This is a genomic window from Amycolatopsis sp. GA6-003 (assembly GCF_046267895.1).
Taxonomy (GTDB): domain Bacteria; phylum Actinomycetota; class Actinomycetes; order Mycobacteriales; family Pseudonocardiaceae; genus Amycolatopsis.
Genome location: NZ_CP176499.1, coordinates 8861600 through 8876214 on the forward strand (window position 1 = coordinate 8861600; position 14615 = coordinate 8876214).

Annotated in this window: 14 protein-coding genes and 1 pseudogene; 10 read left to right on the forward strand and 5 right to left on the reverse strand. The window is 70.5% G+C overall.

From position 1 onward, the window contains the following. Positions 1-87 precede the first annotated feature (87 nt). A complete protein-coding gene (locus tag F9C12_RS40075; protein ID WP_409463910.1) occupies positions 88-1383 on the forward strand; it encodes an NAD(P)/FAD-dependent oxidoreductase in 1296 nt (431 codons plus the stop codon). Positions 1384-1539: 156 nt separating this feature from the next. On the opposite strand, the pseudogene F9C12_RS40080 reads toward F9C12_RS40075, so the two are convergent. Both F9C12_RS40080 and F9C12_RS40085 read right to left on the reverse strand, forming a co-directional pair. Then, a pseudogene (locus F9C12_RS40080) lies at positions 1540-1584 on the reverse strand (hypothetical protein); the annotation flags it as partial. An 87-nt stretch (positions 1585-1671) separates the two neighbouring features. Next, the gene (locus tag F9C12_RS40085; protein ID WP_409463911.1) at positions 1672-2361 is read right to left on the reverse strand and encodes an FAD-binding protein; all 690 of its coding nucleotides are present in this window, start codon (positions 2359-2361) and stop codon (positions 1672-1674) included. A gap of 201 nt (positions 2362-2562) precedes the next feature. Between F9C12_RS40085 and F9C12_RS40090 the strand changes: the two genes are divergently transcribed. The 8 genes from F9C12_RS40090 to F9C12_RS40125 all read left to right on the forward strand — a co-directional run bounded on the left by F9C12_RS40090 (position 2563) and on the right by F9C12_RS40125 (position 10385). Then, positions 2563-3192 carry a TetR/AcrR family transcriptional regulator gene (locus F9C12_RS40090; protein ID WP_409179514.1) on the forward strand — a complete coding sequence of 210 codons (630 nt, stop codon included), beginning with the start codon at positions 2563-2565 and terminating at the stop codon, positions 3190-3192. 183 nt (positions 3193-3375) lie between these two features. Beyond that, complete coding sequence (locus F9C12_RS40095) at positions 3376-4149, forward strand: SDR family oxidoreductase (RefSeq protein WP_409463912.1); 774 nt, start codon at positions 3376-3378, stop codon at positions 4147-4149. Beyond that, positions 4149-4793, forward strand: coding sequence for a PaaI family thioesterase (locus F9C12_RS40100; RefSeq protein ID WP_409463913.1), 645 nt, complete (start codon positions 4149-4151; stop codon positions 4791-4793). Before F9C12_RS40095 ends, F9C12_RS40100 begins: the two co-directional genes overlap by 1 nt. Further along, positions 4790-5551 carry an SDR family NAD(P)-dependent oxidoreductase gene (locus tag F9C12_RS40105; RefSeq protein WP_409463914.1) on the forward strand — a complete coding sequence of 254 codons (762 nt, stop codon included), beginning with the start codon at positions 4790-4792 and terminating at the stop codon, positions 5549-5551. The genes F9C12_RS40100 and F9C12_RS40105 overlap by 4 nt, the downstream gene beginning before the upstream one ends. Positions 5552-6448: 897 nt before the next feature. Then, on the forward strand, positions 6449-7681 hold the full coding sequence (locus F9C12_RS40110; protein WP_409463915.1) for an NADH:flavin oxidoreductase: 1233 nt from the start codon (positions 6449-6451) through the stop codon (positions 7679-7681). Between the two features lie 220 nt (positions 7682-7901). Next, entirely contained in the window at positions 7902-8672 is a 771-nt protein-coding gene (locus tag F9C12_RS40115; RefSeq protein WP_409463916.1) for an SDR family oxidoreductase, read from the forward strand. Positions 8673-8685: 13 nt separating this feature from the next. Further along, entirely contained in the window at positions 8686-9891 is a 1206-nt protein-coding gene (locus F9C12_RS40120; protein WP_409463917.1) for an acetyl-CoA C-acetyltransferase, read from the forward strand. Between the two features lie 44 nt (positions 9892-9935). Continuing rightward, positions 9936-10385: an NUDIX domain-containing protein gene (locus tag F9C12_RS40125; protein WP_409463918.1), complete on the forward strand. Its 450-nt coding sequence runs from the start codon at positions 9936-9938 to the stop codon at positions 10383-10385. Positions 10386-10688: 303 nt separating this feature from the next. Here the strand turns inward: F9C12_RS40125 and F9C12_RS40130 are convergent, their stop codons facing one another. Then, positions 10689-12242, reverse strand: coding sequence for an AMP-binding protein (locus tag F9C12_RS40130; protein WP_409467148.1), 1554 nt, complete (start codon positions 12240-12242; stop codon positions 10689-10691). Between the two features lie 91 nt (positions 12243-12333). Between F9C12_RS40130 and F9C12_RS40135 the strand changes: the two genes are divergently transcribed. Next, entirely contained in the window at positions 12334-12945 is a 612-nt protein-coding gene (locus F9C12_RS40135) for a TetR/AcrR family transcriptional regulator (protein WP_409463919.1), read from the forward strand. A gap of 5 nt (positions 12946-12950) precedes the next feature. Here F9C12_RS40135 and F9C12_RS40140 read toward each other — a convergent pair whose 3' ends face one another. Further along, positions 12951-13721 (reverse strand): CoA-transferase subunit beta, encoded by a 771-nt coding sequence (locus F9C12_RS40140; protein WP_409463920.1) that lies wholly within the window; start codon positions 13719-13721, stop codon positions 12951-12953. Next, positions 13718-14590 (reverse strand): CoA transferase subunit A, encoded by an 873-nt coding sequence (locus F9C12_RS40145; protein ID WP_409463921.1) that lies wholly within the window; start codon positions 14588-14590, stop codon positions 13718-13720. Before F9C12_RS40145 ends, F9C12_RS40140 begins: the two co-directional genes overlap by 4 nt. Positions 14591-14615: the final 25 nt, after the last annotated feature.

Genomic DNA, 14615 nt, shown 5'->3' on the forward strand with positions numbered 1-14615 from the left:
CCGCGCGACTCCGCGCCTGCCGACAATGGCCGGGTCATCGTGCGTGCTCGGCGTGGCGCACGGGTTTCCGTGAGGGGAGTGGGTTCCATGGCCGCCGATGTCGTGGTGATCGGTTCGGGCGTTGTCGGTGCTTCGGTCGCGCTGGAACTGGGCAGGCGCGGGTGGCGCGTGACGGTCGTCGACAAGGCCGGGGCGCCGGGGCACGGTTCCACGGCCGCTTCGAGTGCGGTGGTGCGGTTCAATTTTTCCACGCTGGCCGGGGTTTCCGCGGCCTGGGAGGCGCATTTCGCCTGGCGGGCGTGGGCGGAGCACCTCGGTTGCGACGTCGGGCAGCTGGCCCGGTTCGAGCGGTGCGGGCTGGCGATGCTGGACGTTCCTGCCGCGCCGCGGTCGGCGTATGTGCCGCTGTTCAAAGAGGCCGGGGTTCCGTTCGAGGAGTGGTCGAGCGCAGAGCTCGCGGAGCGGATACCGGGTATCGACGTCGGCAGTTACTGGCCGCCGAAACGCCTTGACGACAACCGGTTCTGGGCGGACGCGGAGTCCGCGCTGGGCGCGGTGTACACGCCCGACGCGGGATTCGTGACCGATCCGGCGCTGGCCGCGCAGAACCTGGCCGCCGCCGCGCGGTTCCACGGCGCGGAGTTCCGCTTCCGCACGACCGTGTGCGGCGTCGAGCGGGCCGATGGCCGCGTGAGTGCGGCAGTGCTGGGCGACGGGACCCGGATTCCGTGTGCCGTGGTGGTCAACGCCGCCGGCCCGTGGTCGACGCGCGTCAACGAACTGGCCGGGGTCGGCGCGGATTTCACGGTGTCGTGCCGGCCCTTGCGCCAGGAGGTCGCGCACGTGGCGGCGCCGCCGGGGTATCAAGCCGGTTCCGGGGCCGGGATTTCGGTGGCGGACATGGACCTGGGCACGTATCTGCGCGGCGAGCCCGGCGGCGGGCTGCTCGTCGGCGGCACGGAACCGGAGTGCGATCCGCTGCAGTGGGCGGACGACCCGGACGCGGTCGCGACGCACCCGACCATGGCGGTGTTCGAGGCGCAAGTGACCCGCGCCGCCCGGCGGCTGCCCGGGCTGACGGTCCCGAACCGGGCGCGGGGGGTCGTGGGGGTCTACGACGTCGCCGACGACTGGACCCCCATCTACGACCGCACCGGGCTCGACGGGTTCTACGTCGCCATGGGCACCAGCGGCAACCAGTTCAAAAACGCCCCGGTCGTCGGCAAGTTCCTGGCCGCGATCATCGAACAGACCGAGAACGGCACGGACCACGACGCGCGGCCGGCGCGGTACGTCGGCGAACACACGGGGCTGGAGATCGACCTCTCGGCCTTCTCCCGCAAACGCCCTCGCACGGAAAGCTCGGGCACGGTGCTCGGTTGACGCGCCTGGCCCGCGGCGGCGTGGGGCTGCGCGGCAATCCGGCTGTTTTCCGGCCCGTGCCCCCATCTCGTCGACCGCTCGGGCCGGGAACGCTGTGCCCCGCGGAATGCCCGGGCCCGGGCAGTACCGCCCGGTCATCGAAGCCGCCGAATTCCCGGCCGCGTAAAGACCTTCGACCACCGAACCGTCCTCGCGCAGCACTCGCGCGTCCGGACCGGCTCGGTGACCAGTCCGCCCTTCGCGCCCAGGTCCGGCAGCACCAGCCGAGCGGCGCGGAACGGCGGGCGATCACCGGAACCGGCACCGGATTCGCGGCATGCCGCGCGTATTCGTCCTCGCCCCGGCCGAATCCCGGGTCGTGCCCGGCCTCGGCGAAAGAATCGAACCGGCGACCGTCTCCGGCGGCTCCGGAGCGTCGATCAACTTGGCCAGCTCCGCGAGCGTGTCCGCCTGCACCCACGTGTCGGCCGCCGAGCGGTCGTCCGGCCGTCCGCCGGGCACCGCGGCCGCCCTCCCGGCTGTCGGACACGAGGTGCGAGGGGATCCGCCGCGCCGGGTCCGCTGCCATCTCACGGCCCCTCTGGTCGTATGGCAGGGACTCGTTCGCGTACCGCCGTCCGTCGCGGGCGCGGGCACCAGCTCCGCGCGTTCGCCCAGCTCGGACCGCGGCAGGCCGACCGGCACGAACGAACGTCCGCCGGGGACCCGGCCCGGCCGGTCGAAGCAGTCCGGGAACGCCCGCCGCTCGAACTCGAGCGCCGGGTCCGCCCGCAGCGTCGCGACCAGCTCCGGGGCCTTCTCCAGGAACGCCTCCTGCCGCCCGGCCCGGTCCTCGCCGAGCAGCGCGCGCAGGTTCTCGCGCGCGGCGGCGGTGGAATCCGCGACGCCGAAGCGCTGCTGCACCTGCGTGCCGGGCAGCCAGCAGGCCGCGCCGGAGTACGCCGACGTCCCGCCGAGCCGGTCCGCGCCCTCGACCACTGCGGGTGCGCAGCCCGGCCCGGGCCGCGAGGTACGCGCCGGACCCGGCCGCCACCACGTCGAACTGGTCGCCGAAGCCAAGTCGTCGCGACCCAGCGAGCCCACCGCGTCCGGCCGCGGTCGTCCCGCTCACCGGCAGCGGCGGCGCCCGGTGGGAGGATCGTGCGCGAGAATGGCCTGATCACGAGCGGAGGAGTCGCGGTGCCGAGAGTCGCCGAAAACCGGGCGCCGGCCACGCCGAGTTCGCCCGCGCAGCGGGAGCGCTACCGGCGCATCCTGCGGGCGGCCGCGGACCACGGCGCCGAGCACGGCCTCGACCGGATCCAGATGCTCGACGTCGCCCGCGACGCCGGGGTCGCCATCGCCACGCTCTACCGGTACTTCCCGTCCAAGACGGTCCTGTTCACCGCGCTGCTGCACAGCCAGGTCGAGCAGCTGGACCGCACCAGCGTCCCGGTCGGACCCGGCCAGGAACCGGCCGAGGCGGTCGCGCGCGTGCTGGTCGACGCCGCCCGCCGGCTGCTGGAGCGGCCGCGGCTCGCGCAGGCGATGCTGCAGTCGAACAACGCGACGGTCGCGGGGGAGTCGCCGAACATGGCCGCGACGGTCGCGTTCGGCGACCTGATCCTGCGCGTCGCCGGGGTGGCCGAGCCCAGCGGCCACGACCGCCGGCTGGTCCGGCTGGTCGAGCAGACCTGGTACGGCGTGCTGACCTCGCAGCTGAACGGGCACATCACCGCGGAAGAGGCCGAGGCGGACACCGTGCTGGCGTGCCGGTTGCTGCTGGCCGAACTGGGCCGGCCGGCTGACCGACCAGTCCGGGCCGGTTGAGACTTCACACCGCGCAGGCCGGGCGGCTCGCTCGGCGACCAGGTGCTCGAGGTGACGTGGTAGTCCGGAGCGCTGGTATGTCAGACCGGCCAGTTTCTCCCGGTGACCGGGATCAGCCCGCCGCGCGCGCCGAGGTCCCCGTAGCGTCGCGGCCGTTCCCGGAACCCACCTCAGGAGGCCGTCATGCCGCGCACTGTCGTCGTCACCGGAGCGAGTTCGGGGATCGGGGCGGCGCTCAGCGGTCTCCTCGCCGAGCGCGGCGACCAGGTTCTCGGCGTCGACCTCGCGGGCAGCGACGTGGACGCGGACCTCTCGACGCCGCAGGGCCGGGCCGCTGCCGCCGAGGACATCGGCAAGCGCACCGGGCACGTCGACGCGGTGATCACCTGCGCCGGCACGGCGAATCCGGGCGAAGCCATGGTCACGGTGAACTACTTCGGCAGCACCGAGTTCGTCGACGCACTCCAGCCGTTGCTCGCGAAATCCGCGACGCCGCGGGTGGTCCTGGTCGGCTCGATCTCCGGCACCCAGCCGAACGATCCCGCGGTGGTCGACGCCTGCCTGCGCGGCGACGAGCAAGCCGCGCTGACCGCCGCTCGCGCGGCGATCGCCGGCAATCGCGCGCTCCAGCTGTACCCGTCCTCGAAGTCCGCGATCGCGCAATGGGCGCGCCGGACGTCCGTCTCGCCAGGCTGGGCCGACGCGGGAATCGCGGTCAACGTGGTCGCACCCGGGGTGGTGCGGACGCCGATGACCGACGAGCTTTTCGCGGACCCGAAGAGGAAAGCCGTGATGGACAAAGCAGTCCCGATGCCGCTGCACGGTTACGCGGCCGCGGAGGACGTCGCGCGAGTCCTGGCCTATTTCGCGGACGCCGCGACCACGCACATCACCGGCCAGGTCGTTTACGTCGACGGCGGCGCCGAAGCGACTCTCCGCCCGGCGGCGCACTACTGATGACGACCTACGCCGAGAACGTCCCGTTGTCGCCCATGCCCGATGACGACGGCATCGACGCTGCCGTCGCGGCGGCGCGCCGGGTGGTCAGCGCACTGCTGCACGCGGGCGCGGACAGCGCCGCGCCGATGACGGACATCGCCCGCGAACTCGACCGGATCGCCGCCCAGCTCGAAGAACACGCGCCGGAGCGGCAGGAACGAGTCGCCGGAATGTGGGCCGGGCGGCCACGGCACGATCCGGTCACCGGCCCGGAAAACGCCCTCGCGCCGCCGCTGCGCCTGCACGGCCTGCCGGACGGTTCGGTCGCCGGAACGGTGACGCTCGGCTTGCCTTATCAAGGTCCGCCGGGCTGCGTGCACGGCGGGATTTCCGCACTGCTGCTGGATCACGCGCTCGGCGTCGCGAACAGCTGGGGTCCCGGGCCGGACGGGATGACCGGCACGCTCAGCGTCCGGTACCACCGGACGACCCCGTTGTTCGAGGAACTGACGATTCGCGCACGCCAAGAATCCAGCGAAGGCCACCGTATTCACACGACCGGCGAAATACTCGCCGACGGCCGGGTCTGCGTTTCCGCGGACGGCATTTTCGTGGCGAAACACCTCGCCCGGCCGGTTGCCCAGGACGAAGGAGGCCGATGAACACGCTCGCGGGCCGGGTGGCCCTGGTGACCGGCGCCGGACAAGGCGTCGGGCAAGGAATCGCATTGGCGCTGGCAGGAGAGGGGGCGTCGGTCGCGGTCGTCGGCCGCACGCGCGCCAAGCTGGACGAGACCTGTCGTCTCCTGCGCGAGCGGGGCGCGTCCGCGGAACCGTTCGCATGCGATGTCGCGGACACCGCGTCGATTCCCGGCGTCGTCGACGAGGCCGTTTCGCGGTTCGGCCGCTTGGACATTCTGGTCAACAATGCGTACTCCGGCGCCTTCGGGCCGTTGCTGAAAATGAGCGAGGAGGATTTCCGGCGCGGTTTCGAAACCGGCCCGTTCGCCGCGTTCGCGTTCATGAAAGCCGTCCATCCGCATTTGAAGGCGACCGGCGACGGTTCGATCGTCAACCTGGTCACCTCAGCGATGGTGCGTTGGGATCCCACCACCTACGGTGCTTATGCCGCGGCGAAACAAGCCCTGCGCTCGCTGTCGCGCACCGCCGCCGTGGAGTGGGCGCGCGACGGGATCCGGGTCAACGCGATCGCGCCGCACGCGTTGTCGCCCGGGCTGAAATGGTGGACCGAGCACCATCCCGAAGAGGCCGCCGAATTCGTCGCGACCATTCCGATGGGCCGGATCGGGGAGTGCGAGGAGGACATCGGCCGCGCCGTCGTCGCGCTGGTCGGCTCCGATCTGCGCTACCTGACCGGGGCCACCGTGCCGCTCGACGGCGGTCAAGCCTTCTTCGGCTGAGCCTTCCGAGGAGATCTCGCTGTGCCCCCTTCCGCCCTTGACCCCGCCGCCATCCGCCGCGGCGAACTGTCCGCACGGGGCCGCCGAACAGGCGATCGCCCGCATCGAGGAGACGAATCCTCGGCTCAACGCTGTCGTCGGCCGTCGCTTCGAAGCCGCCCTCGCCGAGATCGGCGCCGGACGGCCCGCTCACCGGCGTCCCGTTCCTGGTCGAGGACCTCGGCACCGAGGCCGCCGGTCTCCCCGCAACAGCCGGTTGTCCGCCTCGGCTGAGTCCACTGTGGACATCGAGCTGCTCCGCCGCTGCCGACGCGCCGGTTTCGGTCGCCCACGCGGTGACCACGACAGTCCGGGACAGCGCGGCGCTGCTGGACGCGATCGCCGCCCGACCCCGAACGGCACCTTCATCGCCGCGACCCGCCGCGGCCCCGGGCGGCTCCGCATCGACCTGGCGAGGCACGCCCGGACCGGGTCGACCCGCATCCGGCGTGCCTGGCCGCGTCGCGGCAAACGGCCAAACTCTGCGAGGAACTCGGCCGTCATGTCGAGGAAACCGGCCCCGTTCGATTTCCCGGACATCCGCACGACCGGCGGAGTGCTGATGGGCGCGGACCCGCGAGCTGGCCGAGGATCTCCAGATTGATCCTGTTCGCGTAATCCGCCGGCTCGTCCGTCTCGGACGCTTCCTTGAGGCGCGCGGCGACGGCGGTGGGGCCGGTGAAGGCGTCGGCGTGGTATCGAGGACGAGGCCAGACACAGCGGTTTCCCTCCTGAGCGCGAACAGCTGAACTGGAGTCGCCGCGCCCGGGCCGAGCGTTGCCGCGCCCACCTGTCCTGGCCTCCCGGTCACCGAGATCGGCGGAGCGGGCCGCGGGCTCCGTTTCCTACCGTGGCACCGTGACTTCCACGACCTCCACCCCGCCCGACCCGCTGGCTCCCGCCCGGCTCGGGCCGGTGCGGTTGCGCAATCGCGTTGTCAAGGCGGCGACCTACGAGGGGCTCAGCCATCACGGCCGGGTCACCCGGGATCTGGTCGATTTCCACGTCGGTTACGCGAAAGGCGGCGTCGGGATGACGACGGTCGCCTATTGCGCGGTCGCCAAGGAAGGCCGCACCGACCGGCATCAGATCTATTGGGCCGACGAAGCCCTGCCCGGACTGCGCGTGCTCACCGACGCGGTGCACGCCGAGGGCGCGGCGGTCTCGGCGCAGATCGGGCACGGCGGGCCGGTCGCGAACCCTAAGGGCAACGGGCTTCCCGCGCTCGCGCCGAGCCGGTATTTCCACAAGACGACGCTCAGTTTCGCCCAGCAAATCGACCACGTCGGCATCGAACGCGTCAAACGCGCCCACGCCGAAGCTGCCTTGCGCGCTATCGAATGCGGCTTCGACGCGATTGAGGTCCACTTAGGACACAACTATCTGATCAGCTCCTTCCTGAGTCCGAAACTCAACCACCGCACCGACGAATACGGCGGCTCGCTGGAAAACCGCGCCCGGCTCGCGCGCGACACGATGCGCGCGGTGCGCGACGCGGTCGGCGACCGGATCGCGGTGATCGTCAAAATGAACATGGACGACGGTGCTCCCGGCGGGTTTTGGCTCGACGAGGCGATTCCGGTGACGCAGTGGCTGGAAGCCGACGGTACTTGCGACGCGCTCGAGATGACTGCCGGTTCGTCGCTGCTCAACCCGATGTACCTCTTCAAGGGCGACGCCCCGGTCCGCGAGTTCGCCGCGGTGCTGCCGCAGCCGCTGAAGCTGGGCGTTCAGGCGATGGGGAAGCGCTTTATCCGCGAATACCCTTACCGGGACGCATTCTTGCTTGAAGACGCGCGCCAGATCCGGGCCGCGGTGAAGCTGCCGATGGTGCTGCTCGGCGGGATCACCGGCCGCGCGTCGATGGAGCTGGCGATGCGGGAAGGATTCCAGTACGTCGCGATGGGGCGCGCGTTGCTGCGCGAGCCGGACCTGGTGAACCGCATCGCGGCCGAGCCGGAGACGCCGTCGTTGTGCATCCACTGCAACAAATGCATGCCAACGAACTTCACCGGGACGCGGTGTGTGCTGGTGGACCGGACTACGACCCGGGGTGCGGATTGGGGCAAGCCCGCGGGATACGTGGGCTGAATAGCTCGTGAGCGGCGGCGCCGGTTCTGACCGGAATCAGCGCTCACGAGCCGCCGTGGCAACGCAGCGTCGATGTCCTTCAGCGACGCCCCGCCAATCCCGGCGCGCCCCCGGCGACGATGCTGGCTCGCCGGATCGCTTCACGTGGCAGGGAAAACCTCCTCGCCCTCAACCTAGCACTTGTTTGGTAAGCTGAGCGCTCCCGGCGAGAAGGAGCAGCATGTCTGTCAGCTTCGACCTGACCGGTCGCGTCGTCCTCGTCACCGGCGGAGCGCGCGGCGTCGGCGACGGCATCGTGACGACGTTCCTCGAAGCGGGGGCCGAGGTCGAGATCTGCGGGCGCACCGAACCCGGGAAGCTGCGCGAGGTGGACGGGCGCAAGCCGCGGTTTACGCAGGTCGACGTGCGGGAGCCGGAGCAGGTCCGCGAGTGGCTGGAGGAGATCGGCGAGCGGCACGGGCGGCTCGACGTCGTGGTCAACAACGCCGGCGGCGCACCGTTCGCCCAGTTCGCCGAGGCCTCGCCGCGGTTTCATCGCAAGATCAACGATCTGAACTTCCTGGCCGCGGCGTACGTGCTCCACTCGGCGTACCCGATTCTGTCCGAGACGGCCGGTGCGTCGGCAGTCAATGTCACGTCGATTTCGGCGCGGCGGCCCAGCCCGGGCACGGCGGTGTACGGCGCGGCGAAGGCGGCGCTGGAAAGTCTCACCACCAGTTTGGCCGTCGAGTGGGCACCGCGGGTGCGGGTCAACGCGGTCAGTTGCGGGTTGGTCGAGACGCCGGGTTCCGAGGACCACTACGGCGATCCAGCACAGCGCGCCGCGGTCGCCCGGACGATCCCGCGTGGACAGTTCGCGTCCCCGGCCGAGGTCGGGCAAGCCTGTTTGCTGCTCGCGTCGCCGCTCGCGAGTCACGTCAGCGGCGCGGTGCTCAATGTGGACGGGGGCGGCGAATGGCCTGCTTTCCTCCAGCACACCCCGAACTCCTGAGGAGGACCCTGCTGTGCCCGAAGCCGTGATCGTCTCCGCCGCTCGCTCGCCGATCGGGCGGGCGTATAAAGGCTCGCTCAAAGACCTGCGGCCGGACGACCTCGCCGCGCAGATGGTCGAAGCCGCGCTGGCCGCGGTCCCGGAGGTCGGGCGGATCGACGACCTGATGCTCGGCTGCGCGCAACCGGCCGGGGAACAGGCGTACAACCTCGGCCGGATGGTTGCGCTGAGGCTCGGCCTCGACGCGGTGCCCGGCACCACTGTGCACCGCTATTGCGCGTCTTCGCTGCAGACCACGAGGATGGCGATGCACGCGATCCGCGCTGGCGAAGGCGACGTGTTCGTTTCGGCGGGCGTCGAGTGCGTTTCCCGGTTCTCCCAAGGGAAAGCGGACGGGATGCCGGACACGAAGAACCCGCTGTACGCCGACGCGATGGCCGTGACGGAGAAGCGGGCAGCTGGCGGTCTGAAGTGGACAGACCCGCGGAAAGACGGTGCGCTGCCGGATGTCTACATCACGATGGGCGAGACCGCGGAGAATGTCGCAGACCATTGTGGAGTGTCCCGAAAGGACCAAGACGCGTTCGCGGTGCGCAGCCAGAATCTTGCCGAGGCGGCGGGGGAGTTCTGGCGGCAGGACATCACTCCGGTGACCTTGCCGGACGGCAGCGTGGTGTCCGCCGACGACGGCCCGCGGGCGGGCGTGACGCTGGAGAAGATATCTCAACTCAAGCCGGTGTTCCGACCAGACGGGACGGTTACCGCGGCAAACTGCTGCCCGCTAAACGACGGGGCGGCCGCGCTCGTGGTGGTGAGCGACGTCCGGGCGCGTGAGCTGGGCATTCAGCCGCTGGCGCGGATCGTCGCCACGGGAGTGTCGGCGTTGAGCCCGGAAATCATGGGACTCGGGCCGGTCGAGGCGAGCAGGCAGGCGCTGGCGCGGGCGGGACTGTCGGTTCGGGACATCGACCTGGTCGAGATGAACGAGGCCTTCGCCGCGCAGGTGCTGCCGTGCGTCGACCAGCTGGGCCTGGACCTCGACCGCGTCAACGTGCACGGCGGGGCGATCGCGCTGGGTCACCCGTTCGGCTCAACCGGCGCGCGGATGGCGACGACGCTGCTGCACGGCCTCCAGGAGAAGGACGCGACCTTCGGCTTGGAGACCATGTGCGCGGCGGGCGGACAGGGCATGGCGATGGTGCTGGAGCGGCTAGCCTAAAAACACACTCGGCGGGGAAGCGGCCCGCGCGGTTGGATCGGAGCATGACTGCACTGCCGATCCGCGATCGCGCGGGCAACGTGCTGCTTGCCGTCCGGTTCGCAGAGGAGGAACAGGCGGCGGCGTCGGTGGTGGTCGTGCGGCGGGGAGGGGCAGTCTTGCTGGTGTTCGACAGCTGGCGACGACAGTGGGAGCTGCCGGGCGGCAAGCGGGAGCCAGGGGAGACCGCGCACCGCACCGCCATCCGGGAACTTCGGGAGGAAACCGGCATCCGCGCGCACGACCTGGCTTTCGCGGCCGTCGCCGAGTTCGACCTCGTCCGGCCGAAACGCCGGGAACTCCTCGCCGTCTACCACACCCGCCTCCAGCACCCGCCTCGGCTGACCGCGAACGACGAGGTGCTGGCGTTCCGCTGGTGGCGACCGTCGGACCAGGTGGACGACGGGATGAGCCCGTTGGACGCGGAGCTTGCTCGGCGCGTGGTCCAGGCTTGACGCCGGGCGTTTCCGCTGGCATTGCGCGGCATTTTGACGTTCGTCAGTCGTTCCCGGCGGTACTGGCGCGGTGCCTTCGGGTCCAGCTCGATCCCGTTGGACGCGGAGCTGGCTCGGCGCGTGGTTCAGGCTTGACGCCGGGCGTTTCCCCTGGCGTTGCGCGGCACCCTGAAGTTCGCCAGTCGTTCCCGGCGGTACTCGCGCAGTGCGTCGGGTTCCAGCTCGATCCCGTTGGTGGCAGCCCTCGATCCCGTTGGCCGCGGAGCTAACCCGCCGCGTGGTCCAGACCTGACACCGGGCGGGTCACCCCAGCTCCCGCTTCACGATCTTCCCGCTGGCGTTGCGCGGCAGTTCCTTGATCGGCACGAATTCGCGCGGCACTTTGAAGTTCGCCAGCCGTTCCCGGCAGTACTCGCGCAGCGCGTCCGGGTCCAGCTCGATCCCGTCCCACAGCGTCACGTACGCGCGGCCCACCGAACCCATCCGTTCGTCGTCCACGCCGACCACCGCGGCCTCCACCACGTCCGGGTGCGTGCTCAGCACGTTCTCCACCTCGGCCGGGTACACGTTGAACCCGCCGACGGTGAACATGTCCTTGAGCCGTCCGGTGATCTTGACGCAGCCGTGCTCGTCCAGCTGCCCGACGTCGCCGGTGTGCAGCCAGCCGTCGGCGTCGATCGCCGCCGCGGTCGCTTCCGGGTCGTCGAAGTAGCCGAGCATCACGAACTCGCCCCGGATGAGGATTTCCCCGTCGGTGCCGACCGGGACGTCCTGGCCTTCGCCGTCGACTGTCCGGATTTCCAGCCCGGGCACCGCCGGGCCCGTCGTGTGCGCGACATGCCGGGGGTCCTCGTTCGGGCGCGATTGGGTCGCCACCACGCATTCGGTGAGCCCGTACGCCTGCGCGACCTGCTCGAAGCCGAGGATCTCCCGCATGTCCGAGAACAGGTTCTCCGGAACCGAAGCCGCCCCGGCGATCGCGAACCGCAGCGACGACAGGTCGAAGTCCTTGCGGCGCGGGTGGTTTATCAGCGTAGTGAAGATGGTAGGAGCACCGGGCAGCACTGAGATGCCAACGCGCTGGATCAGCTCCATCAACGCGACCGGGTCGAAGGTCGGCACCGGGTAGACGGTCGTGCCCGCGGTGATCGCCGCGACCACCCCGGCCTTGTAGCCGAAGGAGTGAAAGAACGGGTTGACGATCGCGTACTTGTCGGCCGGGGTGAGCGACGCGCCCTTCGCCCACACGGCCGCGACGCCGATCGTCTGGGCGTGCGTGCTCATCACGCCCTTGGGCACGCCGGTGGTGCCCGAGGTGTACAGAATGTCCGCCACAGTGGAAGGCGTCACCACGGATTCGTCGACAGGCGGCACCGACTCCGCCCGGGCGAGGAATTCGTCCCACGGCAACGCGACCCCGTCGGGACCAAGGTCGACCACGGTGTGCAGCCGCGGAAGGCCAGGTACTGCCCCGGAAGCGCCGGAGTCACCCGGACGGGAGGCGGCCGAGGTCAGCATCCCGAGGTAGTCGTTGCCGAGAAACCCGTTGCACAGCACCAGCACCGACGCGCCGGACCGCTCCAGCACCACCCGCGCCTCCTCGCTGCGGTACCGGGTGTTGATCGGCACCAGCGCCGCGCCGAGGCACTGCGTGCCCAGGAACGTCAGGATGAACTCCACCCGGTTCGGCGACCACACCGCGACCCGGTCGCCGGACCGGACTCCGACCGCCGCCAGCGCGCGGGAAACGGTGCGTACCCGCTCCCGCAATCCGGTCCAGGACAGCTGTGTCGTACCGTCGACCACAGCCGGAGCGGCGCCGTGGCGGCGGGCGGCTTCGTCGAGCAGAGCGGGCATCGTGCGAGGTGTCGACACGCGGGTCTCCTCACTGAACAAGTGCTTGTTCGGTAGCATAGGGGAAAGCAGCGGGCAGGAAGGGATCCATGCGATGACTCCGCGAACCGGCCGGGCCCCGGCCAGAAACGGCGGCACCCGGCGCGGCGAGCTGCTGGGCATCGCCGCTCAGCTGTTCGCGACCCGGGGCTACTCCCAGACCACCGTCCGCGACATCGCCGACGAGGCGGGCATCCTGTCCGGGAGCCTGTACCACCATTTCGCGTCCAAGGAGGACATGCTCCGCGAGATCCTCAAGGAGTTCATGGACGGCCTGCTGGCCGCGTTCACCGAGATCGCCGGGAAGGACGGCACGCCGCGCGAGCAGTTCGACGCGCTGGTGCACACCGCTTTCGCGACGATTCACGAGCGGCCGTTCGCGGTGGCGCTCTACCAGAACGAATCGGCCGTCGTCGGCAGCCTCGCCGATTTCGAATTCGTCGGGAAAACGTCGCTGAAGATCGAAAAACTGTGGCTCGGCGTGCTCCAGGCGGGCCGGGAGACCGGCGACTTCCGCGACGACCTCGAGACGAGCCTGGTGTACCGGTTCATCCGGGACACCGTCTGGTCGTCGGTCCGCTGGTACAACCCGCGCGGGAAGCTCCGCCACGACGTCGTGGCGGAGCAGTACCTCGCGATGCTGTACGGCGGCCTGCTCGCCGGCTGACCGGGTCAGGGCCGGGGCTCCTTGACCTCCCGGTCGCGGGCGTTCTTCGGGTCGAGCACGGTGCGGATCAGCTCCAGTTCGCGCTCGTCCGGCGCCCGCGACACCCCGGCCCCGCTGAAGTCCAGCTCGAAGCCGGTGTTCGCGCGCACCTCGTCCTCGGTGACGCCGGGGTGCAGCGAGCGCACCTTCAGCCGTCCGTCCTCGTCGTAGTCGAGCACCGCCAGGTCGGTCACCACGACGCCGAGGTCGTGGAACCGCAGCGAGGTCGACGGATGCGCGCGGGCCCGGTCGTTGCCGACGCCGGAGACCACGTCCACGCGGTCCACGAACACGCGGCTCGAATGCCGGTTCACCCAGTAGTCGGTGCGGTGGTTGACGGTGTTCCCCGGCGCGCCGCGCATGCCGATCAGCTGGCGTTTCGGCTTCCGCCAGTCGCCGATCAGCGAGATGTTCTGGTTGCCGAACCGGTCGATCTGGCTCGCGCCCATCATCGAATGCCGCCGCCCGGTGTTGAGGATGTCGAAGATCCGGCCGAACGGGGCCCAGCTCTCGACGGTCCCGCCGGCCGCCGCGGTCGCGCCCAGCGGCGGCGGGTCGGCCATGAAGTGGCATTCGCCGTCGGACAGCACCAGTTCGGGGGAGTGGGTGAGCCGGGCCAGCCGCGCGCTGATCGCCGGGACCGTGCCGACCGCGTGGGCCAGCACCTCGCCGGAACCGCGCCACGCGTCGGAGCAGGCGGCGATGCAGACCTCGGCGCGGGTCGCGGGCGCACTCATGCGGACTCCTTCTCGGTCGCGCGGTGGAAGGCGCGCACTGCTTCGTGGTAACTGGCCTCGTCGCCGGTCAGGTAGGTCTCGCGGAAGCGCTGCCACGATTCCTCGTCCTGCGCCGATTGCGCGTAATGCCGCTGGAACGCCTCGTCGCGGCCGTAATCCGGGTCGCACGAGGTGAAATGCGCGCCGTTCGGCGCCTCGATCACGCCGTTCACGAACATCCGGCTGATCAGCAGCGACGTCGACCGCTCGGTGGCGGTGAGGTCCTCGGTGTCCACAATTTTCTCGACGCTCAGCAGGGTTTTGTCCGACGCCATCGCGAACAGGTCGTCGAAGTACGGGTCCGGGCCGAGGAACTGGCCGTTGCCGAGGCTGTCGGAGCGGTTGAGATGCAGCAGCGAGACGTCTGGGCGCACCGCGGGCACCGCGATGTACACGTCGTCGTCATAGGGCGATGCGACCGTCTTCAGCTCCGGGTTCATCAGCACCACGTCGCTTTCCAGCCCGGCCCGCGTCGGCAGGAACGACAGCCGGTTGGCGCCCGCCTTCAGCGCCGCGACGAACATGCCCTCGTCGTACTCGGTCGTCTCGACCCGGCCGCCCTCGCGCGCGGCGCGGAAATGCGGGTCGAGCGGGATCGTGTCGAGCGAGACGAACCCGTAGACCACCCGGCGCACCTTGCCCGCCGCGCACAGCAGCCCGACCTCGGGCCCGCCGAAGGTGACCAGCGTGAGGTCCTCGACGTCGCTGCGCAGCAGTTCGCGCACCATCGCCATCGGCTTGCGCCGCGACCCCCATCCGCCGATCCCGACGGTCATCCCGGACCGGACGTACTCGGTGACGCCGTCCAGGGACATGGACTTGCCGCCCATTCGTTCCTCCATTGTCTTCCTGCCG